The organism is Thalassospira australica, from assembly GCF_044790785.1.
Taxonomy (GTDB): domain Bacteria; phylum Pseudomonadota; class Alphaproteobacteria; order Rhodospirillales; family Thalassospiraceae; genus Thalassospira; species Thalassospira australica_A.
In genome coordinates, this window is record NZ_CP085258.1 from 4,199,989 (window position 1) to 4,223,761 (window position 23,773).

Here is a 23,773-nt window from a genome sequence, read left to right on the forward strand (position 1 = left end):
ATTTTGGGCCAAAACGCGGCATTAAAAAACCCAGGGCATGGTCCAGGTCTCACTAAGGACCCGGTCATCATATTGCAGGAAAGCACGCAAATTCGAACTGGCAGCCTCACCGGTACCGACCAGATCGAACACCACCCGAACCCCGCCATTTTCCGGGTCCTTCATAACCCTGATATTGCGTATTTCGGCATTCGAAGCACTGATATCCGCCTTCAGATTATCAAGATCGGCAAGATAATATTCAAGTTCTTCACCCGCGAAATTCAGGATGAAACGGGTCGCTGTCTGGGCATCATCCCCGTCTGAGGAAACCTGCATGATACGTGTATCTGTCGCCTGCGACAGCTTGTGCAGATCGCCACCATCCTGTGTTGCGGCAATCTGGTATTCGAAGCTCAGCTCAGCCCCGGCTTCCGGCTTGTCCTGAGGCACCCAGAAAGCAACGATATTGTCGTTGCTTTCGCTTGGACTTGGAATTTCGACCAATTCGACATGCCCCTTGCCCCAGTCGCCCTTTGGCGCCACCCAATAGCCAGGCTGCTGATCGAAACGGGTATCCAGATCCTGATAATGATCAAAATTCCGGTCCCGCTGCAAAAGCCCGAAACCGCGCGGATTTTCGTCAATGAATGAACTGATTTGCAAATTGTCGGGGTTATCAAGCGGCCGCCACAACCATTCGCCCTTGCCATTATTGATCAGAAGCCCGTCACTGGAATGCACTTCACCGCGATAATCATCAAAATTGCGACGCTTCTGTTCCCCATACAGGAACATGCTGTTTAAAGGTGCCAAACCTATTTTTTCAACACGATCCCGGAAGAACAATGTACTGCTGACATCGACCTTACTGTTTCTGCCGGGGCGGATATCAAACCGATAGGCACCGGTGACCCTGACACTGTCAAGCAACGCAAAGACCGTGATTTTGCGCTCGCCCTCTTTGGGGGCAACGATCCAGAATTCGCGAAATACCGGGATTTCCTCGCCTGACGGACCGGCAAGGTCCAAAGTCAAACCGCGCGCAATTTGCCCGTTAACCTGGTTTCGCCCCATAATCCGAAAATACGAGGCCCCAAGAAAGGTCGCCAGTTCGTCACTGCCCGCAGCACCGCCAAGCGAATAACGCAGCCGGAAACCGGCATAGCCCTGGGTCGAAAAATCATTGCCCGACAACCCGGTTTCGCCGAAATCGAACAACCCCGCAGAATAAGGAACAGCTTGTACCTGACCTTCACGAACAAGGTTGATCGCCACGGGCACATCATACATGTTGCCCGGATGATAAAGGTCCAGCGCAAAACCCGAATTTGCCTGACTGAAAAATGCCTTCTCGGCCTTGAAACGGATTTTCGCGTAATTCTCCGGGCTCAGACCGGCCAAGGCTTCGGGCAGATCGCGATGCGGGTTCTCAAACGGCTGTTTTGCAAGATTGCGCGCACGCTCGATCACCTGTTCCGACTCAAACGCTACCGGTATTGAAATCGCGGTCTTTTCCTGTGTGTTTGGCACCAGAACGGGAACATCGATGATCGGTTCAAGCGGCTTATTGGTGATCGGTTCACCATTTTCTTCGGGTATAACGGTCTCTTCGGGCATATCGGTGCCCGATTGTCCGGAATCTGGTGATGATGCGTCTGACGAGGCTTCTTCCGCGTTTTCATCCCCCGTCTCCGCACGATCCGCAGGCGCATCGACATCGGACTGTTTACTTGACGGGGTTTCGTTTGCAGAAGAGTCCTGCGCATGAGCAAATCCACCCGCCCCTAACGTTAAAAACCCTGCAAGCACAACCGCAAGCAGAGCATGAACCGGGGCATTGGTGACACGCTTTTGAAATCTGTACATATTTCCCGTCTGAGTTTCCCGACCGATCGGCGAATTTCCCGCCAAAGATGTTTTGCGTAAAGAACGGGGCAGCAATGTGACAGCATCTTGATAAGAATCCGATGCTGCCAACATTTCAAATTCCGCATCTTGCGTCTTTACGCCTGTCCGGCCCAGACTCAAAGCAGCATTTTTGCATGGGGTATCCCCCTGAAATGCGGTGATTTCCATCTTGACGAACAGAAAAACATTAGCAGATCAAAATACCGGATTTGCATAAGAAAAGGCCGGTCAAATAAATGACCGGCCTTTTCGTCAGATGAATTAAGAGGAGCTCATCTGAATCAGGATAGGAAGATTAATATCCGACCGCACAGCCATCCTTGCGCGGATCAGAGCCTGCGACATAACCGGCATCGGTTTTCGCAATAAGCTGCGCACCACCAAAACCGAAATTGGTGCTGTCCGGGGCCTCAACCTTGATCGCATGCCCCTTGGCTTTCAGGGCATCGATCACATCAGCCCCGACCGAGGCCTCAACAGCAACCTCAAGCCCGGAAAGCGCCTGCCAGCGCGGTGCATCCACCGCCGTTTGCGGGTCCTGCCCCCAAAGCTGGGTCCGAAGCGTCATCTGCAAATGGCCCTGTGACTGCATGGGCCCGCCCATGACGCCAAAGCTCATCACCGGGTTGCCGTCTTCGCCCATCAAAAAGCCCGGAATGATTGTCTGGAACGGGCGTTTTCCGCCTGCCACCTGATTGGGATGACCGTCTTTCAAGGTGAAACCGAAACCACGGTTCTGCATGCTGATTGATGTGCCCGGCACAACAACACCGGACCCGAAACCCATATAGTTCGACTGGATGAACGACACCATCATGCCGCTTTCATCCGCCGCCGTGACATAGACCGTGCCGCCATGCTTCGGCGCACCGGCCTTGAAATCCTGCGCCTTGTTGGCATCAATCAATGCCGCACGGGATTTCAGATAATCATCGGACAGCAGATGTTCGACCGTCACATCACGCATATGATCCAGATCGGCAACATATTCATGCATATCCGCAAAGGCGAGCTTCATCGCCTCGATCTCAAGATGCAGGGCCTCGACCGAGTCCGGGGCATAATCGGCAATGTTGGTATGGCGCAAAATACCCAGCGCAATCAGGGCTGAAATCCCCTGCCCGTTTGGCGGGATTTCATGCAGCTTCACCTTGCCAAAGCTTTGCGAAATCGTTCCGACCCAATCGGTTTTATGATTTCCAAGGTCCTCTTCGGTAAGCACCGCGCCATTTTCCTTGGCAAAAGCCGCAATTTTTGCCGCCAGCCGACCGCGATAGAAACTCTCGCCACCGGTCTCTGCGATATCCGTCAGGCTTTCTGCAATCGCGCGATTGACAAACAATTCACCTGCTTTAGGTGCCTTGCCACCGGGCAGGAATGCCTCGGCAAAGCCGGGCTGCTTGCCCAAAAGATCACCGCCCTTTTCCCAAAGGGTTGCGATGATCGGCGACACGGCAAAACCACGGCTGGCATATTCGATGGCTGGCTCGAACAGTTTTTCAAACGGCAATTTGCCGAACTTGTCGGAAATCTCGCGCCAGGCCGAAACCGCCCCCGGTACGGTAACCGATTCCCAGCCGCGCTGCGGCATGGCATCCGCCCCGGCAAAGCGTTCCGGCGACCATGCCGCAGGCGCACGACCCGATGAATTAAGCCCATGCAGTTCCTTGCCATCCCAGATGATCGCATAGGCATCCGAACCAAGCCCGTTGCCCGTCGGTTCGACCACCGTCAATGCAATGGCAGACGCCAATGCGGCATCGGCCGCATTCCCCCCCGCCAGCAACATGCGCAAACCGGCCTGTGCGGCCAACGGCTGGGATGTCGATACAACATTGCGCGCAAGCACCGGCGAGCGGCGTGAGGCATAAAGCGCGTCATGACGAAGTTTCATTGGAGTCTCCTAACTCGCTTGATCGCCGTCCTGTTCATCGGTGGCGGGACGGTTCTTTTTGCGCATTTTAAGGATGGAACGGACACTGAAGATAACCGACAGCAACGCCGCCGCCAAAAGAACGGCTGAAATCGGTCGGGTAAAGAAGGTTGTCCAATCCGGATCACTCATCAATGCGCGGCGCAAATTGGTTTCGGCAATCGGCCCCAGGATCACGCCCAGCACCAGCGGTGCCAGCGGATAATCAAGGCTTTTGAGGCCATAGCCAGCCAGACCGATCATCCCCAGAAGATACAGGTCCGTCACACGGTTATTAAGCGCGAACGCCCCAATAACGCAGCAAATGATGACGGTCGGCACGATGAACTGTTTGGGAATGTCGGTCACCCGCAGGAACAGGCGCATGGAAGCCACACACACCACCAGCATCATCAGGCTTGAAACAATCATGGCAATGAACATGCCATAGGCCAGATCGGCATGATCCATGATCAGACGCGGACCGACCGAAATGCCATGCACCATAAGCGACGCCATCAGAATGGCATCCACCGCAGACCCCGGAATGCCCAACGCAATCATCGGGATCAGACCACCACCCGCCGTGGCAGAATTCCCTGCCTCTGACGCGACGACACCATCGGCACAGCCTTCGCCAAATTTTTCCGGGTTTTTCGAACTGCGTTTGGCCTGATCATAGGCCAGCAGATTGGCGATGGATCCACCCGCACCCGGCAGGGCACCAATCAAAACCCCGATCATCGAAGACCGCACCAGATTGACCGGTGCCATCAGCACTTCGCGCATGACTTTCCATGTCTTGAAGTCAATGACATCGGGGATCAGCGCCTGATTGGCCTTCTTGCCATGAATTTCCACTTCGCTCAGAAGCTGGCTGATCGCGAAAATACCAATCAGCACCACAAGGAAGGGCAAGCCCGGCATCAAAAGATCGGTGTCAAAGGTCAGGCGCGATTTGCCCATCATCGGGTCCGGGCCGATGGTCGCAATGCCAAGGCCAATGACGCCCGCGATCAAACCACGGATTAACGAATTCCCGACAAGGCTGGCAACAATCGTCAGCGCAAAGACGATCAGCGCAAAATATTCCCACGGACCCAGCTTGACCGCAATCAGGGCTAGCGGCGGGGCGGCAACGATCAGAACGATGGTCGAAATCACGGTCCCGAAGAACGACGCCCATATCCCAAGTGACAGCGCCCGGCCCGGCTCCCCCTTGCGTGCCATCGGAAAGGCATCAAAGGTCGTGGCAACCGAACTTGGTGTTCCGGGAATCCCCAAAAGGGCCGCACTGATCAGGCCGCCGGTGTACCCACCGACATAAACCGACAGCATCACCGACACCCCCTGCAACGGCTCCATCGCAAAGGTCAGCGGCAGGGTCAGAATGATTGCCATTGTCACGGTAAAACCGGGGATGGCCGCGGCAATAATCCCGGCAACCGACCCGATCAGCATGTATGTCAGGGTATCAAAGGCAAATACCTGATGGGCCCCGGCAAGAAACGCATCCAGCATAATTTAAACTTTCCCGCCTAACCCGCGAACAAAACGCCGCGCGGTAAGAACACATTGAAAACTTCTGCAAACAGCAGGTTCAACCCGACCGAAAAAATCAGGGCGGCGATGATGGACTGAATGACGGTTCGTCGGGAAACACCCGCGATCATCAACTGCGCAATCAGCAGAAAGACAAAACTCGCAAGCGAGAACCCGGTCCACGGCATGACACCAAGATAAACCGCAAACAGCACAAACAGACCGATGGATACCCGACGCACATAAAGCCACTGGCTAAAGGCGGCACCCACACCCGCAAGCCCACCCGCCCGCACGATTTCGATAATCGAACGAATCGCCGCGATCAGGCAAAGCCCGGCCAGCAGGGCAAAAACAAGCTTGGGAAACGTGCCTGCCCCGAGCGGTTCCCAGCGTGACGTTGGCAAACTTGCCGCCATCAAGGACAGAACAACAGAAACGCCACCAAAAACGATATAGGAGATCAGCCGCGCCAATTCGGTGCGGGCGCGCGAAGCAGCGGATACACCTGTATCCGCTGCTGCTGCCTCCGTCACCTTGACGGTCATCCTTCGAGCTTGCCTACAAGCTTCGCGATGGTCGCGTTAAGCTTATCAAGATAGGCGCTGTATTTTTCCTGACCATAAAACACCGGATCGGCACCGGCATTTTTCATCAGCTTGATCACGTCTTCGCGCTGCATGACTTTTTCGATATGGGCTTCAAGCGCATCAACGGTTTCCTGCGGCGTCCCTTTCGGCAGGACCACACCGCGCGTGATCACCAGTTCGGCATCCATACCCAGTTCCTTGAGCGTCGGAACATCAGGTGCATCATCGGTACGTTCCGCGGTGCCAACAGCGGCATAAATCAGATCACCATTATCGACGAACTGCTTGGCCGACGAAATGTCGCCAATCGCGATATCGATGTTGCCACCCATCAGGGCACGGATACGCTCACCGGTATCGGTGTAACCGACATAGGAAAACTGAAGGCCCATGGCTTCTTCGATCATTGCGATATGAACATGCGGAATCCCGCCCAGTGTCACACCGGCGCGAACGGCACCCGGATGCGCCTTGGCATAGGCAACCAGTTCTTCAAAGTTCGAAAAATTGTCGTTCTTCGACAGCGTCAGATATTGCGGCGATGACGCCACCAGGGCGACCGGAATGAAGCTGTCCCAGTTAAGCTCGGTAATCCCGGTCTGGTTCGATACCAGAAGACCTTCGTGAATCTGCGAAATGGTATAGCCATCTGCCGGGCGCTTGGCGAATTCGGCAAGGCCGACATTGCCGCCCACGCCGGGCATGTTGATAACCGGTACGGCCTGTCCGGTTTCTTCGGTAAGGCCCTGGGCAACGATACGCATCAGCGTATCACTGCCGCCACCCGGTCCCCACGGCACGATGAATTCAATCGGTTTCTCGGGATAGCTCTGCGCCTGCGCGGGTGCGGCAAAGGCAGCGGCCATCAAACCGGCGGCTACGGCAATCTTGCGGAACATCTGTTCTGCCTCCTGATGAGATTTGATACCTGAGTCTGAACCAATTAATATTTGGTTTGTTCATTTTGTCGTCATATTGTTGGCATTCTTGCATTTGGTTCGCAACCATTAAATCTGGTTAATCCTGATTAATTGCCAGATTAAGCTGATTAACAGCGCAAAACATTTGCCAAATACGACCGATCAGGGTTAGTACCAATACACCTAGATAGTCATTATTGGTTTGGATTGGTTCATTATGATTGAAATCGAAGGCACCATGAGCCTGTACCTGCTGTGGGGTGCAGCAATGCTGTTTGCCGGCATCCTTGGCGGCATCATGGCCGGGCTTCTGGGCGTCGGCGGCGGCATCGTTATTGTCCCGGTGCTGTATCATTTCCTGACCACCATGGGTGTTGATGAAAGCCTGCGCATGCAGGTCGCCGTCGCCACCTCGCTCACAACCATTATCGCCACCGCGATTTCATCCACCCGCAGCCACTATAAAAAGGGATCGGTCGATATCGCCCTGCTGAAGCATTGGGGACCGGCAATTGTCGTCGGTGTCCTGATTGGCACCGCGATTGGCGGTTTTGCCGATGGTCGCGTTCTGACCATTGTTTTTGCCGTCGTTGCCCTGCTGGTGGCCGCCAATATGATGCTGGCGCGCGATCGCGAAACCGATACCCAGAAAAACCCGCCCAAATCCGTCTGGGCCGTTCTTGGCGTCATCGCAGGCAGCCTGTCGGCCATGATGGGCATCGGTGGCGGCACGATCTGCGTGCCGGTGCTCAGCTTCCTTGGATATGACATCCGCCGCGCGGTGGGCACGTCGGCCGCAATCGGCCTGATCATCGCCCTGCCCGGCACCATCGGCTATGCGATGTCCGGCATTGGTGTTGACGGGCGTCCGCCCTTTTCACTCGGATATGTCAACGTCTTGGCCGCGGCCCTGCTGATCCCGATGACGGTTCTTTTCGCACCGGTTGGCGCGCGCATCGCGCATTCCATCCCGCGGCGGACGCTGCGCATCTGTTTTGGCCTGTTTCTGGCCATAACCTCATTGCGCATGTTCTATGATCTGATTTCCTGATATCTGATTGGGATTGATGCTGTTCCGGGCTGATGAAACCGCAAGGGTGCAACACGCGGGCAACGGTTTGGAACAGACGATTAGCTTTAAACGTCCAGATAACGATAAAAAACGCCATGAATGACATAGCAACCCAGGGGCTGGCAGAAAAGCTGAGAACAAGCTTTGCCGCGGGAGAATTCGTCAAGGACGGGCGCGTCATCGCCGAACGCGAACTGGCCGAACAGCTTGATGTCGGGCGCCGCGCGCTGCGCAAGGCATTGGATCAGCTCGAAGCCGACGGCCTGATCTGGCGTCGTCAGGGTCAGGGCACCTTTGTCGGAACCCCGCCCACACCCCGCCTGCGCAAGCTTGAAGGACTGGCCACCCGAACAAGCCCCTTTGAAATCATGGAAGTCCGGCAGGAGATCGAGCCCTCGATGGCCCGGTTTGCCGCCCTGCGCGCCTCACAGGCCGATATCGACACCATGCGCATCATGATCGAAAACGCCGCCAAGGCCCAGAATCAGGGCGAATATGAAAAATGGGATGCAGCATTTCATCAGAAACTGGCCGAAAGTGTCCGCAACACCCTGTTTCTGGCAGTGTTCGAGGCCGTAAGTGCCGTCAGGCGCGAAGCCGCATGGGCCCGCATGCGCGAAAGCAGCCATTCGGATCGCCTGATCAATGATCTGAGCGCCCAGCATCGCGAGATCGTCGACGCCATAGAACAGCGCGATCCCAAACGCGCAGAAGACGCCATGCGCCGTCATCTGGTTCAGGTCGAACAGGCCTTGAAACAAATCTGACCGGAAATCCGGCGACCGATCACGCCACCGGGGCAAATGCGGCAAATATCCCGTCATAGGATTTGGCTGGCGGGCTGGCATACGCCCCCGCCTTGCTGGTCTGAAGCCCAAGCCCCCCCATCGCCTCAATCAGCTTGACCGCCGCACTGACCCCGTCAATCACCGGCACACCAAGTTCGGCCTGCAAACGATCAGCAATATCCGTCATCCCGGCACAGCCCAGCACAATCGCCTCGGCACCATCTTCGGCAAGGCAGTTTTCCGCCGCTGTTTTCAGCGCCAGATACGCCATACCCGCATTTTCCCCCTCGAAATCCAGTGTCCGGACACCCGCCGCCCGCACCACACATTGCGATGATGCCCCATATTTCGACACCAGATGTTCAAGCGGGCGCACCGATACCGCCATCGGGGTGACGATGGCAAAGCGCGATGCGACAATGGCCGCAAACCGAAGGGCCGCCTCGCACAAGCCCATCACTGGTGCCCTGGTCAGGCAGCGCGCCGCATCAACACCGGTATCATCAAAACACGCCACGACATATCCGCTGACCTTCCCGCCCGAAGCCCCGTCTGCCTCAAGCCCGCGCATCGCGGCAAGCAACCCGACGCTGGCGAATGCCTCGTCATAATAGCCCTCGATACTGGCCGGGCCGAATTGCGGATTAAGGGCCACAACCTCGGTACCGGGTGCGACAATACGGCGCGCCTGGGCACCAACCTTTTCGGTAAATCCGACCGACATATTGGGATTGATAACCGCGATCCGGGTCATACCTGCTGCCCCCTGCGACGACGCAGGATCAGGACCGAACCAAGCGCAATGGCGATCACCACAAACGAGAAACCGGTCGTCACCGTCCCCAGCGCATAAAGTACTGGCGTCGTCACGTTGGTTGTCATCCCGTAAATCTCAAGCGGCAGCGTATTATGTGCCCCCGCCGTCATCAGGGTCCGGGCAAACTCGTCATAGGACAGGGTAAAGGAAAACATCGCCACACCGATCAGGCTGGGTGCCACCATCGGCAGGACAATATGCCAGATGGTCTGCCAACTGCTTGCGCCCAGATCACGCGCCGCTTCCTCAAAGGACGGATCAAACCGGTTGAACACCGCAAACATGATCAGAAGCCCGAACGGGAAGGTCCATGTCAGATGCGCCCCAAGGGCCGATGTAAACCATTGCGGTTGCCAGCTCACGATATTGAACAGCAATCCGATGCCAAGCGAAATCAGGATCGACGGCACGATCAGACTGGCAATCGCCAGATAGAAAATCACGCTGTCACCCTTGAACCGCTTGCGAAACGCAAGCCCCGCCATGAAGGACACCAGAACCGTCACCACCATGACAATCAGGCCAAGCTTGAGCGACCGCAGGAACGAACCGCCAAAATCCCCGACCGCCTGCTGTTCAAACAGATTGCCGAACCAATGAACCGAAAACCCATTCATCGGGAAGGTCAAACCGCCATTCTCACCCTGAAACGACAGGATAAAGATCGTCAGCATCGGCCCATACAGGAACAGCACAAACAGCGTAAAGAAGGCCGCCAGAAAATAGAAGCTTGTCGGGCGTTTTTCGCGGGTCTTCGCCATCTCAAAGCTCCTTCCTGATATCGACCATGCGAAGCAAGGCCGTCACAATCAAAAGCACGGTCACCAGAAGAACCACCGCACTGGCCGCCGCCGCCGGATATTGCAGCAACCCGATTTCATTGGAAATCTGAAGCCCGACCGACGCACTCTGCCCGCCGCTCATCAAGCGCACCGTGATGAAATCGCCCATCACGACCGTGATGACAAAGATCGACCCGATTGCAATGCCGGGCTTCGATAGCGGCACAATGACGTGGCGCAGGGTTTCAAACCCCGATGCCCCGGCATCACGGGCCGCCTCGATCAGGGACCGGTCAATGCGCATCATCGAATTGAAAATCGGCACGACCATGAACAGGGTGTAAAGATGCACATCCGCCAGAACGACCGCAAAATCCGAAAACAGCAGGAATTCAAGCGGTTCATCCACAATACCCAGCCCCATCAGGGCCGAATTCAAAAGCCCGTTGCGCCCCAGAAACGGAATCCACGAAATCATGCGAATGATGTTCGACGTCCAGAACGGGATCGTGCACAACATGAACAGGACAATCTGCCATGTCAGGCTGCGCACATGAAACGCCAGGAAATAGGCGACCGTAAACCCGATCAGAAGCGTAAAGCCCCAGGTAAGTGCGGCATATTTGAATGTATTAAGGTAAATCTGCCAGGTCACCGATGACCCCAGCAGATATTTGTAATTCTCAAAAATGAAGTCGGGCAGAATGCGGTATTCGTCATAATCCCAGAAACTGACGACAATAATCGTCAGCAACGGCACGACCAGAAAGATCGCAAAGATCAGCGCCATCGGCGAGATCAGGAAATAGGACGATCGTTTGGACATATCAAACGCCATTGTCTGCCCTTTGAACCGGAAAAATTATCAAACACATCAGGCTAGGTATCGGGCGCAACCAAAGCTGCGCCCGATCAAATTCAGATGCCTTTAGGCGGCGATGAATTCGTTCCACTTGCGGACCATGTGCCTGTTCTCGTCCATGACAGAGTTCCAGCACGCAACCGATCCCATGCGTTCCTCGTAGGAACCGCCATCGCGAACCGCGCCGGCCTTTTCCATGACCTTGCCATCCGGGCTAAGGATATCGCCCTTGGCTTCCTTGCCTTCCATCCAGAAGCCCCATTCGTCTTCGGACATGAACTTCTTGGCCGTTTCCGGGGCGGCGCTGTAATAACCCTGACGGTTAAGATATGCCCCGACCCAGCCCGACAGATACCAGTCGATATATTCATACGCCGCCTCAAGTTCGAGACCGGTCAGGTGCTTGGCCAAACCAATGCCGCCACCCCACGCACGATACCCTTCCTTAAGCGGCTGGTATTTACACGCGATGCCTTTGGACCGAACAGCCGCAACCGCCGGCGACCACATGGACTGAATGACAACCTCGCCCGATGCCATCAGGTTGACCGACTCATCAAAGCTCTTCCAGAAGGCACGGAACTGACCGGCATTCTTGGCATCGATCATGATCGCAATCGTCTTGTCGATTTCTTCCTGGGTCATGTTGCCCTTGTCACCATAGGTGACTTCGCCCATGGCTTCGCAAACCATGGCCGCATCCATGATCCCGATGGACGGAATGTTCAGGATCGACGCCTTGCCCTTGAAGGCCGGGTCAAGCAGATCGGCCCAGCTATTGATCGGACGCTCGATCAGGTCGGGGCGAATACCCAGCGTATCCGCATTGTAAATGGTCGGGATCAGGGTCATCCACTGGGTCGGGGCGGATGCAAATTCAACGCTGTCGGCACCTTCAACGAAGCCAACCGTGTGCGGCGCGGTGCCTTGGGCAATTTCTGAATCCGGGGTCAGTTTGCCGTCGATGAACAGCTTCGAGATATACTGATAGTTTTTAAGCTTGGTGGTATCCATCGGCTGCATGGTGCCCGCCGGGAAGACCTTTTTACAGATCCAGTATTCGATATCGGCAATATCGAACGAGTTCGGCTGGGTGACTGCACGCTGCGCAACCGCATCGGAATCAAGCGCGGTCATCTGAAGCGTGAAACCAAGGTCCTCTTTGACCTTGTCGGCAACCGCGTTGATGTTTGAAACACCCGTGCCGAACTGGCGCAATGTCACATCCTTGATGTTCTGCGCCCAGATGGTCGGAAAACCGGTGATCGCACCTGAACCAATCGCGACACCGGTTGTCACTGCGGCACCTTTAACAAAACCGCGGCGGGTGACTTCCTTGGTCGAAAGCAGATTTTTCGTCGGTTTGGAATTGTCGGTCGTCATGTGAAGCTCCTGATAAATGATGTTTTTTAGGCCAGAACATGCGCGTGTTCGGGTTTCCAGTAGGCGATGAACTTTTCCTTCCGGCGCACAGGCGCCTGCCGAAATTCACTTTCGGTCTTCATCAGGGTGATTTCCTTGCCGTCATTGGTCGTCGCCACAATCCGCACCCAAAGGCCGAGATATTCGACCGTTGTGATTTCGACGGGAATCTGACCGTTTTCGGCATCACCGGGTGCCGTTTCACCCAGCCCGATCAGGTCGGTACGAATTGTGAATTCAAGATCCTCGCCCGCGGCACCACCGCCATAACCGGGCAGGAAGAAACTGTCGGGACCACGGGTCAGAAGCGTACCCGCCGGGCTGCTTTCCGAAACCGTTCCCTTGAAGATATTCTGACCGCCCATGAAATTGGCGATGAAGCGCGAACGCGGCTTGTTAAAGATTTCCTCAGGCGTGCCTTTCTGGCGAATGACACCGTCTTCCATGACAACAACCATATCCGAAAGCGCAAGCGCCTCGTCCTGGGCATGGGTGACATGGACAAACGTGATGCCAAGCTCCTGCTGAAGGCGACGCAATTCATCACGCATCCGCGCCCGCAGGAATGGATCAAGGGCCGAAAGCGGCTCGTCAAGCAACAGGACCGAGGGCTGCGTGATCAAGGCACGTGCAAGCGCGATGCGCTGCTGCTGGCCGCCTGAAAGCTGATCGGGCTTGCGATCCGCAAACTTTTCCATGTGAACGCGGGCCAGCATTTCCTTGGCCCGTTCGTTGCGCTCTGCCGGGGAAACGCCCTGCATCCGCAGACCAAATGCGACATTTTCCATGCAGGTCATATGCGGGAACAACGCATAATTCTGGAACATCATGGCCGTGCCGCGCCTGACCGGCGGAAGCTCGGTCACATTGCGATCCCCGATCAGAAGATCACCTTCGCTGATCACCTCATGCCCGGCGATCATCCGCAATGTCGTGGTCTTGCCGCAGCCGGATGGACCAATCAGGCAACAATAGGCCCCTGCCGGTATCTTGAGGTCGATCGATTTGACTGCGATGGTACTGCCGTAATGCTTACTGACAGCGATCAACTCAATGGCCCCGTTACCCTTCATGCGCCCACCCGTTACTGCATGCAAAATTGTTAACAATCCATATTTTCAATTGTAGGCAAATTACATGCCACTTTCAGGATCGGCAGTTTTTCGAGGGGTTCACCCGAAACCACAAGGCGATGAAACCAGCCAATGCCCGATTCATACGCAACTTGTGCGCAATTTTTGCGCAGCAGCATTCTTTTGATTAAACCTGATGCAACACCGCTTCGACTCATCAGAAAGAACTGCCGCATTTTTTTGTTTTGCAGATCGTCAACAATTTTGTAGAAAAGAATTAACCCCTCGAATGAACAACCGGAAAGATGTGCCGCGATGGCCAACCCCGCACAGCCCACCTCCTATAAAGGCAGCGGTAAACTTCGCCCGGAAGAATTGATCTATCAGGAAATGCTCGACGCCATTCTTGACCGGCGGCTGGAACCGGGCATGAAACTGATCGAAGAAGATCTCGCCAAAACATTTTCGGTTAGCCGTGCGCGCATCCGGGCAACCTTTTTACAGCTCGCACATGACAAGCTGATCAACCTGGTCCCAAATCGCGGTGCCTTTATCGCCGAACCGACCATAGACGAGGCGATCGAGGTCTTTTCAGCCCGCCGCATGATCGAGGACGGCGTGGTTCGCAAAATTGCTGCCAACATGACGCCCGACCGCGCAAACCAGATCCGCGAACATCTGGAACGCGAACATCAGGCCCATCACGCGGGCGACCACCGCGCCGCCATCATTCTTTCGGGGGAATTCCACCTGTTGCTGGCGCGTCTCGCCGGCAATCTGGTGATCGAGGAATTTCTGGAACGGCTGATCCTGCGAAGCTCGCTGATCATTGCGATGTATGAAAGCCCGCAACCGGTTGATTGCTCTCACTCGGAACATGAAAGCCTTTTGAACGCCCTTCTGGGCGGCGATCCGGACGTGGCCGCCGCCGAAATGGCCAAACACCTTGATGCCATTCGCGACCGGTTACAGCTTCAACGCCCCAAACCGGCCAAAACCGATTTCGCCAGCATCTTTGGCCGAAATCCCAAATCGGTTGCCAGCTAATCCGGCGTCATCCGCCGGGGTTTTTCAAATATCAGCACCCGCCATCAGCTTCCATAAACCGAACCGCGCAGCTTCCGCCCGGACAGGCTGGCAATCCTTGGCTACTGTAAATTGACTCATAAAACCGGAAACGCGACACATCAGTCAGGATAACCTGTCCCTCCGGTCAAAATTCTGGTGTGCCTTGTCTTGAAATAAAAGCCGCATCTCGGGAAGAGATACGGCTTTTGTATTGCTACAGGCATCTTTGGAACATTCAGTCACAAAACCCTGTTCCGAAAGATGCCTCGGCAACAGAGATACCCTAACGCATTATCCTGCGGGCATCGCGTAGGGTTCGTCACCTGAACCGACTGGTAAACCGCCATCGTCATTGACCGGTTCCGGGACACGGAACCACGCCGCATAAGCTGCGGGCAAAAACAACAGGGTAAGCAATGTCGCCACCAGAAGGCCACCCATAATCGCCATGGCCATCGGCCGCCAGAACGAGTCCGAGGCAATCGGAATCATCGCAAGAATCGCTGCGGCTGCCGTCAGCAGGATCGGCCGGAACCGATGGCAGGTTGCCTCGACAATGGCGCTCCAACGGTCATGACCGGCGGCAATATCGGTTTCGATCTGGTCTATCAGGATGACCGAGTTGCGAATGATCATCCCGATCAGAGCGACACAGCCGAGGATCGCAATAAAGCCCATCGGGGTGCCGGTCGGCAGCATGATCCCCACCACACCGATCAGACCGAGTGGTGCGACACTAACCACCAGAATCAGACGCTGGAAGCTTTGCAATTGGACCATCAGCACGGTGAGCATAAGCAGGATCATAACCGGGACAACCGCCATGACCGATTGCATGCCCTTGGCACTTTCTTCGACCGAGCCACCGATTTCGATCTTGTAGTCGGTCGGCAGCTTTTCCATGATATTCTGGATCGCTAGGTCAAGCTGTCCGACGGCGGTTGCGGGCTGGATGCCGGGAATGACATCGGCCTGAACGGTCAGGGTGTTCAGGCGGTCACGCCGCCAAAGGATCGGCGCCTCGAAACCGTATTCGACGGTTGCGACTTCCATCAGCGGTACGCTACGACCGTCTCCGAGCGGGATTTGCAACATTCGCAGGGTATCGAGATCGTTGCGTTCAATCCCGGCCGCACGCAGGCGCACATCCACCAGATAAATGGCATCGCGCAGTCGGGTTACGGTCGTGCCGCTAAAGGTGGTGTTGAGTACCTGTGCGAGTTCTTCGGACGACAGGCCGAGCAACCGTACCTTGTCCTGATCGACGCGCAGACGAACAGTGCGGATCGGTTCGTTCCAGTCGAAATTCACCGAACGAATATTCGGATTGGCATGGACCGCACCCGCCACATCATAGGCGATCTGGCGTACTTTTTCTGGATCAGTGCCACTGATGCGGTATTTGACCGGCCATCCGACCGGTGGTCCCATTTCGAGCGGCGACGCCCGCAAAACGGCTTCGGGCATTTCATCGGCGACGAAAGCGCGCAGACGGTCGGCTACGGCTGCACGGGTTTCCATATCCTTTGCCACGACCACGGCCTCGGCAAAGTAGGGATGTTCAAGCTGAACATCCATCGGCAGATAAAAGCGAACTGCCCCGCTGCCGACATTGATCGCATAGCTTGCGACATCCGGGTCGGCCGCCAGATGCGCTTCAAGGTGATGAACCGCGCGTTCGGCATTGCGGATGGAGTTATCGTTCGGAAGGGTCAGTTGCACAAGAAGTTCGGGGCGTTCCGACGTGGGAAAGAATTGCTGTTCAAGCTGTGTTGCGCCAGCCAGCGACAAAAGAAACAGCCCGACGGTTCCTGCAATTACCTTGAAGCGATGGCGCAGACAAATGACCAGCAGGTGGTGAAAACCGTCTGACATACGCCCTGAAAGTCCGCCTTCCTTGTGTGGTTTGGGGGTTGGCGACAGGATCGCGACGCCGATCAGCGGGGAAAACAGAACCGCAACAACCCACGAAATCAGTAAGGCCAAAGTGACAACGGCAAAGATTGCAAAGGAATATTCGCCAGCGCCGCTTTTGGCAAAGCCGACCGGCACAAAGCCAAAGGCGGTTACCAGAGTGCCGGTTAGCATCGGAAACGCGGTCGAGGTATAGGCGAAGGTTGCCGCCTTAACGAGCGAAAAACCCTCTTCGAGTTTTTTGATCATCATTTCGACGGTGATCATGGCGTCGTCGACCAGCAGGCCAAGCGCAATGATCAATGCGCCCAGTGAAATACGATGCAGGCCGATCCCCCAGATTTCCATGCCGACAAAGGTGGCACCGAGTACGAGCGGGATCGACAGGGCAACGACAGTTCCGGCCCTCATTCCAAGACTGACGAAGCTGACCACCAGAACGATGACCACGGCCTCCACCAAAGCCTTGATGAAGTGATGAACCGACGTTTCGACGACAGTGGGCTGGTCGGTAACCTGTATGACCTCGATCCCCAGTGGGCGGTCGCGTTCCAGTTTGGTCATTTCAACGTGAATGCGTTCACCCAGCGTCAGGATATCGCCACCCTTGGCCATTGAAATTGCCAGACCGATGGCCGGTTTTCCGTTGACCCGGTACAAGGGGGATGGGGGATCGGCATAACCGCGGGTGATTTCAGCGATATCGGCCAGTCTGAAAAAGCGCCCGGCGATGCGCAGGTTGATGTTTGCAAGATCGGCCTCGGATTCAAAGCCGCCGCTGACCCGCATCAGAATACGTTGTCCACCAGCATCAATCACGCCTGCAGGCATGACAGAATTCTGTTCGTGCAGGCTTTCGACGAGTTGTGCCTGAGTGAGGCCAAGGCTTGCCAGCTTGCGGGTGGAAAATTCGACGGTAACCGTTTCATCCTGTGCACCGATAAGCGTGATCTTGCCCATATCGGGCAGGTTGACCAGGTTGCTTCTTACCGATTCAACGTAATCGCGCAATTCGCGCTGGCTAAAACCTTCTGCGGTAAAGGCATAGATAATGCCAAATGTATCGCCGAATTCGTCATTGAAAAACGGGCCCTGAATGTCAGACGGCAGGGTATGGCGGATGTCGGTGGTTTTCTTGCGCACCTGATACCAGATATCGGATACCTGTGATGGCGATGTCGTGTCCTTGAGATTGACGAAAATAACGGTCTCGCCCGCACGGGTATAGCTTTTGAGGTAATCCAGTGAGGGCGTTTCCTCCAGCTTCTTTTCGATGCGATCGGTGATCTGGTTGGTGGTTTCCTCAAGACTTGCGCCCGGCCACAGAACCTTTACCACCATGGTTTTGATGGTAAAAGGCGGGTCTTCGTCACGCCCGAGCGCGCCGAAAGACAGGACACCAGCAATCGCCGTCACAAGCATCATGTAAAGAACAAGGGATCGGTGGCGTAGCGCCCATTCTGAAAGATTGAACCCCATTATCGTGCTCCTGCCTGTGCACTCGCGGGTAAACGTACTTCAAGCCCCGGCCAAAGACGCTGAATGCCTGCTGTTACGACTTGCGTGCCTTCGTTCAGGCCGCTTGCCACCAGAATCCGGTCAGGGTCGTTCAGGGCCAGTTCGACATTGACGAGATCGACTGTCGAATTGTTCGGGTCCACCACCCATACAGCGGGTTTGCCTTCTTTTTCGAACAATGCCGATGCCGGAAGCGGGATGACTTCTTGTCCGCTAAGGCGCACGCGACCAACAATACTCATGCCCAGACGCATGGCTTCAGGCGGGTTCACCAAGCCGACCTTGATCGTATAGGTACGGGTCAGAGGATCGGCATCAGGGGCGATATGTTCGATCTTGCCAGTGGCCGTAATTTCGGGGGCATCAAGCAGATGTACTTCGATATCTGCATCGGGCGGCAGGCGCAGGACGGCACTTTCTGCCAGTGCGAATACCGCATCCTTGCGGTTCTGATCCGAGAGGCGAACAACCATCTGTCCGGCAGAGACGACCTGCCCAACTTCTGCGGAAACGGCAGAAATCGCGCCGTCTTCCGGCGCGCGCAGTACAGTATAGTCCAGTTGATCCTCTGCCTGACGCAGCTTTGCCTCGGCCGCATGTACGGCCGCCCGTGCGGCATCGCGTGCCTTCAGGGCAGAATCGTATTTCGACTGGGTGGACCAGCCGCTTGACAGAAGTTGGAACTGCCGGTGTTCATCGGCCTCGGCCTGAACGAGGGTGGCCTTGGCCGATGCAAGGTCGGCGGCAACGGCGGCTTTCTGGTTGCGTTCGTCCTGTTCATCAAGACGTGCCAGAATATCGCCCTTGTGGACGACGGTGCCAAGATCGACCGAACGTTCGATCAGCTTGCCCGCGATCTTGAAGCCAAGATCGGTTTCGGCATGCGAACGTATTTCACCGACCTGGGAGGGAAAATCGTTCCAAGCCTCGGTCTGTGTGACGACGGTGCGAACCGGGCGTATTTCAACCTCGGCGACAGTATCATCCTTGCAGCCGGTCAATAGAATACCGCCAGCTATAACCAAGATGGGGGCGAATAAAAAGTGACTAGATTTTTTCATGACTCATTCCTGTGAGGTATGGGGAGAATGCCGCCCATCAATGTTTCCAGCATGCTTGAAAACAGCTGCGCCTGTGGCTTGAATGGAAAGTCGTTCCATGAACCGGCGAGGCTAAAAACACCGTGGATTGCGGCCCATAATGTTTGTGCAATCAGTTCGGGATCGTCACGACGCAGCAGCCCCAGTTCCACTCCTTCTGTCACCCATTCAAGAAGCATCCGGTATGTGTTCTCGCGCGACAGGTCAGCGTTCAGTTCTGTGGCCAGGCGTCCGCTATCGAGCAGAAAGAGATCACGGAATCTGGCCGGTTTTTCGATGGCGAAGCGGGCATAGGCTTCGCCCAGTGCCCGGATCGCCTCAATCGGGTTTGTCCGGCGGCGCGAAAGTTCGCGTGCCTGCCGGTCAAATTCTTCCATGGCCGTTAGCCACAACACCTGATTTAGCGCGGCTTTGTCGGAGGCATAGGCGTAAATGCCGATACCTGCGGTCCGGGTGGTATGTGCATTTGGCGCGGTATTACGGTTTGTCGGGTTGTCCTGTGTGATCTGACCGAGCAGGTACTGCGCAAATGCAGGCAGGTCGTCCTGCCGGTGGATTTCAGACATGATGATGTTTCCGCTTACGGTCGCTTGCTGCCAGACCATCAATCAGTGCGTTAATGGTGGTTTCGGCAAGGAGGATGGGTGACACGAAAGGGAAACTTGCCGACGAGTTTATCAGGTTGACGGCTCCATGCGTGCCTGCCCAGATGACCTGTGCACAGAGATCGGGATCGTTGTCACGGAAATGACCCTGCGTGATGGCCTCTGACACCCGGTCCCGAAACACGCGATAGGCATCGTGAAATATTCCGGCGGATTTGAGTTCTTCTGCAAAGTCCCCCTGATCGGTCATGAACAGCACACGGAAACGAGACGGGTTCTCGAGTCCGAAATCGATATAAGTCCGAGAAATTTTCCGGATTGCTACAATCGGATCGGGCTCGTCGTTTGAAAGTGAAGCCATTCGAAGTTGCAGTTCGTCCAGAGTTTCCCACCAAAGAGCGCGCAACAGATCGATCTTGGCCGGGAAATAGGCATAGAGTGCGGACGCAGTCAGTCCAACACGACTTCCCAGTGCGCGCATCGACACCGCATCGATCCCAGACGAATCGAATAATTCCTGTGCCGCCGACAGAATGCGGCGCCTTGTTTCGTTGCGCTGTTCTTCGGTTTGAGCAGGCCTTGGCATGATGATCTCCGGAAAAAATAAAAAGAACGCGTTTAATGAACGCGTTCTTTTAACGTAATCTGTTCGATTGGATCAACCAAATTTTTGCAAGGTTCAATTTCTGAACCTGATCGACGGGATCCTCAAAAGAGAAGCATCCGTCAAATATTTGACATTAAAAGGCATTTTCGGTGTGGCAAAAAATTGTGCTTTAACGCGTCATCTGCGCGGAATTTTATGAGTCATAAAACGACTGATTTCGAATCTAGTTTTATGCGCCAGTTCACAGCTGCCACGCGAGATTTGGGCATACACGCCTGCGGCTTTCTCTGATCAATCATGATTGTATAAATTATCCAAAAATGATTAATTGGCTTGGATTTCCGCTGGCGGCTGCCGATGTCGATTTTGTCATATAATATGATATTTACATCGCCGCCCCGATTTCCTAAGCTGCGCCGAAGAAAACCGCGCAAATCGGGCGTTTGCGGATTACTGCAATCCACGGCCCAACCCTTTGCGCGGTATCACCATACAAACACGCCAACCCCACAGGAGGCTCCATGCTGAATGGACAGCACTATATTGCAGGCGAATGGCTGAACGGTCCGGATGTGTTTCAGGCCGATAACCCGTCGACCGGCGGAAAACTGCCAACAAAGTTCCAGCACGGCACCGAGGAACTGGTGGATCAGGCGGTTCAGGCGGCAAATGCCTGTGCCGAAGAATTTGCGGCGATGCTGCCGGCCAAACGCGCGGCCTTCCTGCGCGCGATTGCCGATGAAATCGATGCGCGCGGCGATGAAATCACCGAAATCGGCAATCTTGAATCTGCCCTGCCCGCTGCACGCCTGACCGGCGAGCGCGGCCGCACCGTTGGCCAGTTGCGCTTCTTTGCCGACTGGATCGAAGAAGGATCATGGTTCGAAGCCCGCATCGAAACCGCCCAGCCAGATCGTCAGCCCCTGCCCAAGCCCGACATCCGCGTGATGCACAAGGCACTTGGCCCGGTGGGTGTTTTCGGCGCGTCAAACTTCCCGCTGGCATTCTCGACTGCGGGCGGTGACACCGCATCGGCACTGGCTGCCGGTTGCCCGGTTGTGTTCAAGGGCCACGCGGCCCACCCCGGCACGTCCGAAGTCGTTGCCAAGGCCATCGAAGCCGCAATTAAAAAAACCGGCATGCCAAAGGGCGTGTTCAGCCTGATCCACGGCGGCACCCGCAAGGTCGGTCAGGCGCTGGTCGCCCATCCGCTGATCAAGGCGGTTGGCTTTACCGGGTCAACCGGTGGCGGTCGTGCGCTGTTTGATATTGCCGTCTCCCGCCCGGAACCGATCCCGTTCTATGGCGAACTCGGCAGCAACAACCCGGTCTTCCTGATGCCAAAAGCCATGGGTGCCAAGGCCGTTGAAATCGCCAAGGGCTGGGTCGGGTCGCTGACCATGGGTGTTGGTCAGTTCTGCACCAATCCGGGTCTTCTGATCGCCCTTAAGGGTTCCGACCTTGATGCCTTTGTCGAAACCGCTGCCGCCGAACTCGGTCAGGTTGGCGGTGCCGCCATGCTGACGGATCGTGTATCAAGCGCCTATCATCATGTAACCGATGCCATGGCCGGTCACGCCAAGGTAACCTGCGCGCTTAAACGCCGCGACAGCGACGGCCCGTTCGAAGGCAGCCCGGCAATCTTCCGCACCACCGCTGCCGACTGGCAGGCCAACCCGGAACTGGCCGAAGAAATGTTCGGCCCGGCTGGCATCATTGTCGAATGCGACACGCCCGAAGAAATGGTTGCCCTGTCCGCAACCCTCATCGGGCAGTTGACCGCGACCATCCACATGATTGACGACGATGCCGAACTGGCCGGGAAACTGCGCCCCGCCCTTGAAAAATGTGCCGGCCGCATCCTGATCAATGGCTGGCCCACCGGGGTAGAGGTCTGCCATTCCATGGTTCACGGCGGACCCTATCCGGCAAGCACGGATTCCCGTGCAACCTCGGTTGGGTCGCTCGCGATCAAGCGTTTCATCCGCCCGGTCTCCTACCAGGCCTTCCCGGATGCCTTGCTGCCCGAAGCCCTCAAGGACGCAAACCCGCTCAACATCCCGCGCCTTGTAAACGGCAAATGGCAGATGCCAAACTAATCCCGACCCTATCCTACAACCAGCCAAGGGCGCGCCATAAAGGCGCGCCCTTTTGCGTTGAGAGGCAGAAGGATCAGGCAAGTCCCCCTGCCTCATAATCGGTCAGGAAACGGCTAAGGACGCCCCGGCGACCCCGAAGGCAATGGCAGGACAGGCACGCCAGCCTCATAAAGCTCGGCAACAGGGGTGACTTTCCCGCAAACAGACCTAATGCCCTGCCCGAACAAAAACGGGCCTCCAACAGCCCCACCAACAAGCGGCTCATAGACGGCCCGATGCCGTCCCTGCTACCTCTTCCAGCAAATCCTCGACAGCGACTTCCGGCGATGCAGAACTTCCGGCAATACTGGACAAATCTCGGACCTCCACCAGCCCCGCCAACAGTCGGACCACTGACCGCCCACGGCCTCGCTGCCTGCTCCGGCTCTTCCGGCAACGCCATGACCACGGAGCCCGGACAAACCTCGGGCTTCCGCCAGCCGCACCACCAGACGACCCAATGACAACCCACAACCTCGCTGCCCGCTCCGGCCCCTTCCAGCAACGCCACGACCACCGAGTCCGGACAAACCTCGGGCACCCACCAGCCCCGCCGACAGACAGTCCAATGGCTGCCCACAACCTCGCTGCCCGCTACAGCCACTTCCGGCAATGGCATGACCACAGAGCCCGGACAAACTTCGGGCCTCCAGCAACCTCGCCAACTGACGCCCCACGCACCGCTCGGCGGTTCGTTGCCTGCTCCGACCACGGTGGCAACCTGCCACCCCGGCGTCCAGACAAACCTCGGGCGTTCGCCATTTTCACCGACAGACGGATTTCGGGCATACTGCCCCCAACCTGTCCACCACCGACGGGCCGCAATCCGATGCCGCCACTGCTGCCATTGCTGCCTCTTTCGGCAAATCCGGGGTCCTTTCCCCGATAAGACGCACCTCTCCCGTCATGACAAATAAGCGTGTTAAAAGCGTATTAGAACCAGCGCGGAATACCGCCGTAATGGCTCCGCCATCCGCCGACCCATATCCTGCGGACTGCCCCGCAACCCTGCCTGAATCTTTGTCCCTGCATCCTGACCCCCTCTTTGATCCGGTCCCAAACGCAAAAACCCGCGAGGCTCAAGGCCTTGCGGGTTTTGGTCCGGGTGCATTTCTCCCGTTGACTTTACTTTTATGCCACAGTTAAAAGAACA

At 56.1% G+C, this 23,773-nt stretch carries 19 protein-coding genes; 4 read left to right on the forward strand and 15 right to left on the reverse strand.

Annotated features, from left to right (window positions below; all coding sequences use genetic code 11):
* Positions 1-21: 21 nt before the first annotated feature.
* The 5 genes from LG297_RS19505 to LG297_RS19525 all read right to left on the reverse strand — a co-directional run bounded on the left by LG297_RS19505 (position 22) and on the right by LG297_RS19525 (position 6,833).
* The gene (locus tag LG297_RS19505; RefSeq protein ID WP_404423251.1) at positions 22-1,848 is read right to left on the reverse strand and encodes a glucan biosynthesis protein; all 1,827 of its coding nucleotides are present in this window, start codon (positions 1,846-1,848) and stop codon (positions 22-24) included.
* A gap of 337 nt (positions 1,849-2,185) precedes the next feature.
* Complete coding sequence (locus LG297_RS19510) at positions 2,186-3,784, reverse strand: gamma-glutamyltransferase family protein (RefSeq protein ID WP_404423253.1); 1,599 nt, start codon at positions 3,782-3,784, stop codon at positions 2,186-2,188.
* A 9-nt stretch (positions 3,785-3,793) separates the two neighbouring features.
* A complete protein-coding gene (locus tag LG297_RS19515; protein WP_404423255.1) occupies positions 3,794-5,323 on the reverse strand; it encodes a tripartite tricarboxylate transporter permease in 1,530 nt (509 codons plus the stop codon).
* A 17-nt stretch (positions 5,324-5,340) separates the two neighbouring features.
* Positions 5,341-5,892: a tripartite tricarboxylate transporter TctB family protein gene (locus LG297_RS19520; protein ID WP_404423257.1), complete on the reverse strand. Its 552-nt coding sequence runs from the start codon at positions 5,890-5,892 to the stop codon at positions 5,341-5,343.
* Positions 5,889-6,833 (reverse strand): tripartite tricarboxylate transporter substrate binding protein, encoded by a 945-nt coding sequence (locus tag LG297_RS19525; protein ID WP_404423259.1) that lies wholly within the window; start codon positions 6,831-6,833, stop codon positions 5,889-5,891. The genes LG297_RS19520 and LG297_RS19525 overlap by 4 nt, the downstream gene beginning before the upstream one ends.
* 238 nt (positions 6,834-7,071) lie before the next feature.
* Here LG297_RS19525 and LG297_RS19530 point away from each other — a divergent pair, with 238 nt between their 5' ends.
* Both LG297_RS19530 and LG297_RS19535 read left to right on the forward strand, forming a co-directional pair.
* Positions 7,072-7,905: a sulfite exporter TauE/SafE family protein gene (locus LG297_RS19530; protein WP_404423261.1), complete on the forward strand. Its 834-nt coding sequence runs from the start codon at positions 7,072-7,074 to the stop codon at positions 7,903-7,905.
* Positions 7,906-8,021: 116 nt separating this feature from the next.
* Complete coding sequence (locus LG297_RS19535) at positions 8,022-8,693, forward strand: FadR/GntR family transcriptional regulator (RefSeq protein ID WP_404423263.1); 672 nt, start codon at positions 8,022-8,024, stop codon at positions 8,691-8,693.
* 19 nt (positions 8,694-8,712) lie between these two features.
* Here the strand turns inward: LG297_RS19535 and LG297_RS19540 are convergent, their stop codons facing one another.
* The 6 genes from LG297_RS19540 to LG297_RS19565 form a co-directional block, all read right to left on the reverse strand.
* Positions 8,713-9,468 carry an aspartate/glutamate racemase family protein gene (locus LG297_RS19540; protein ID WP_404423265.1) on the reverse strand — a complete coding sequence of 252 codons (756 nt, stop codon included), beginning with the start codon at positions 9,466-9,468 and terminating at the stop codon, positions 8,713-8,715.
* Positions 9,465-10,292: an ABC transporter permease gene (locus LG297_RS19545; protein ID WP_404423267.1), complete on the reverse strand. Its 828-nt coding sequence runs from the start codon at positions 10,290-10,292 to the stop codon at positions 9,465-9,467. The genes LG297_RS19540 and LG297_RS19545 overlap by 4 nt, the downstream gene beginning before the upstream one ends.
* Before the next feature lies 1 nt (position 10,293).
* Complete coding sequence (locus LG297_RS19550) at positions 10,294-11,139, reverse strand: ABC transporter permease (RefSeq protein ID WP_223304904.1); 846 nt, start codon at positions 11,137-11,139, stop codon at positions 10,294-10,296.
* Between the two features lie 102 nt (positions 11,140-11,241).
* The gene (locus LG297_RS19555) at positions 11,242-12,558 is read right to left on the reverse strand and encodes a PotD/PotF family extracellular solute-binding protein (RefSeq protein WP_404423270.1); all 1,317 of its coding nucleotides are present in this window, start codon (positions 12,556-12,558) and stop codon (positions 11,242-11,244) included.
* 26 nt (positions 12,559-12,584) lie between these two features.
* Complete coding sequence (locus tag LG297_RS19560) at positions 12,585-13,670, reverse strand: ABC transporter ATP-binding protein (RefSeq protein ID WP_404423272.1); 1,086 nt, start codon at positions 13,668-13,670, stop codon at positions 12,585-12,587.
* A gap of 29 nt (positions 13,671-13,699) precedes the next feature.
* On the reverse strand, positions 13,700-13,993 hold the full coding sequence (locus LG297_RS19565) for a hypothetical protein (protein WP_404423274.1): 294 nt from the start codon (positions 13,991-13,993) through the stop codon (positions 13,700-13,702).
* On the opposite strand from LG297_RS19565, the gene LG297_RS19570 reads away from it, so the two are divergent.
* The gene (locus tag LG297_RS19570) at positions 13,986-14,717 is read left to right on the forward strand and encodes a GntR family transcriptional regulator (protein WP_404423276.1); all 732 of its coding nucleotides are present in this window, start codon (positions 13,986-13,988) and stop codon (positions 14,715-14,717) included. The two genes, LG297_RS19565 and LG297_RS19570, sit on opposite strands and share 8 nt — an antisense overlap.
* A 312-nt stretch (positions 14,718-15,029) precedes the next feature.
* Here the strand turns inward: LG297_RS19570 and LG297_RS19575 are convergent, their stop codons facing one another.
* The 4 genes from LG297_RS19575 to LG297_RS19590 are packed head-to-tail and all read right to left on the reverse strand — an operon-like array spanning position 15,030 to position 20,461.
* The gene (locus tag LG297_RS19575; RefSeq protein ID WP_404423278.1) at positions 15,030-18,131 is read right to left on the reverse strand and encodes an efflux RND transporter permease subunit; all 3,102 of its coding nucleotides are present in this window, start codon (positions 18,129-18,131) and stop codon (positions 15,030-15,032) included.
* On the reverse strand, positions 18,131-19,171 hold the full coding sequence (locus LG297_RS19580; protein WP_404423280.1) for an efflux RND transporter periplasmic adaptor subunit: 1,041 nt from the start codon (positions 19,169-19,171) through the stop codon (positions 18,131-18,133). Before LG297_RS19580 ends, LG297_RS19575 begins: the two co-directional genes overlap by 1 nt.
* A 56-nt stretch (positions 19,172-19,227) precedes the next feature.
* Positions 19,228-19,836 (reverse strand): TetR/AcrR family transcriptional regulator, encoded by a 609-nt coding sequence (locus tag LG297_RS19585; protein ID WP_404423282.1) that lies wholly within the window; start codon positions 19,834-19,836, stop codon positions 19,228-19,230.
* Positions 19,829-20,461 carry a TetR/AcrR family transcriptional regulator gene (locus LG297_RS19590; protein ID WP_404423284.1) on the reverse strand — a complete coding sequence of 211 codons (633 nt, stop codon included), beginning with the start codon at positions 20,459-20,461 and terminating at the stop codon, positions 19,829-19,831. Before LG297_RS19590 ends, LG297_RS19585 begins: the two co-directional genes overlap by 8 nt.
* A gap of 542 nt (positions 20,462-21,003) precedes the next feature.
* Between LG297_RS19590 and LG297_RS19595 the strand changes: the two genes are divergently transcribed.
* Complete coding sequence (locus LG297_RS19595; protein WP_404423286.1) at positions 21,004-22,581, forward strand: aldehyde dehydrogenase (NADP(+)); 1,578 nt, start codon at positions 21,004-21,006, stop codon at positions 22,579-22,581.
* The last annotated feature ends 1,192 nt before the right edge of the window (positions 22,582-23,773 follow it).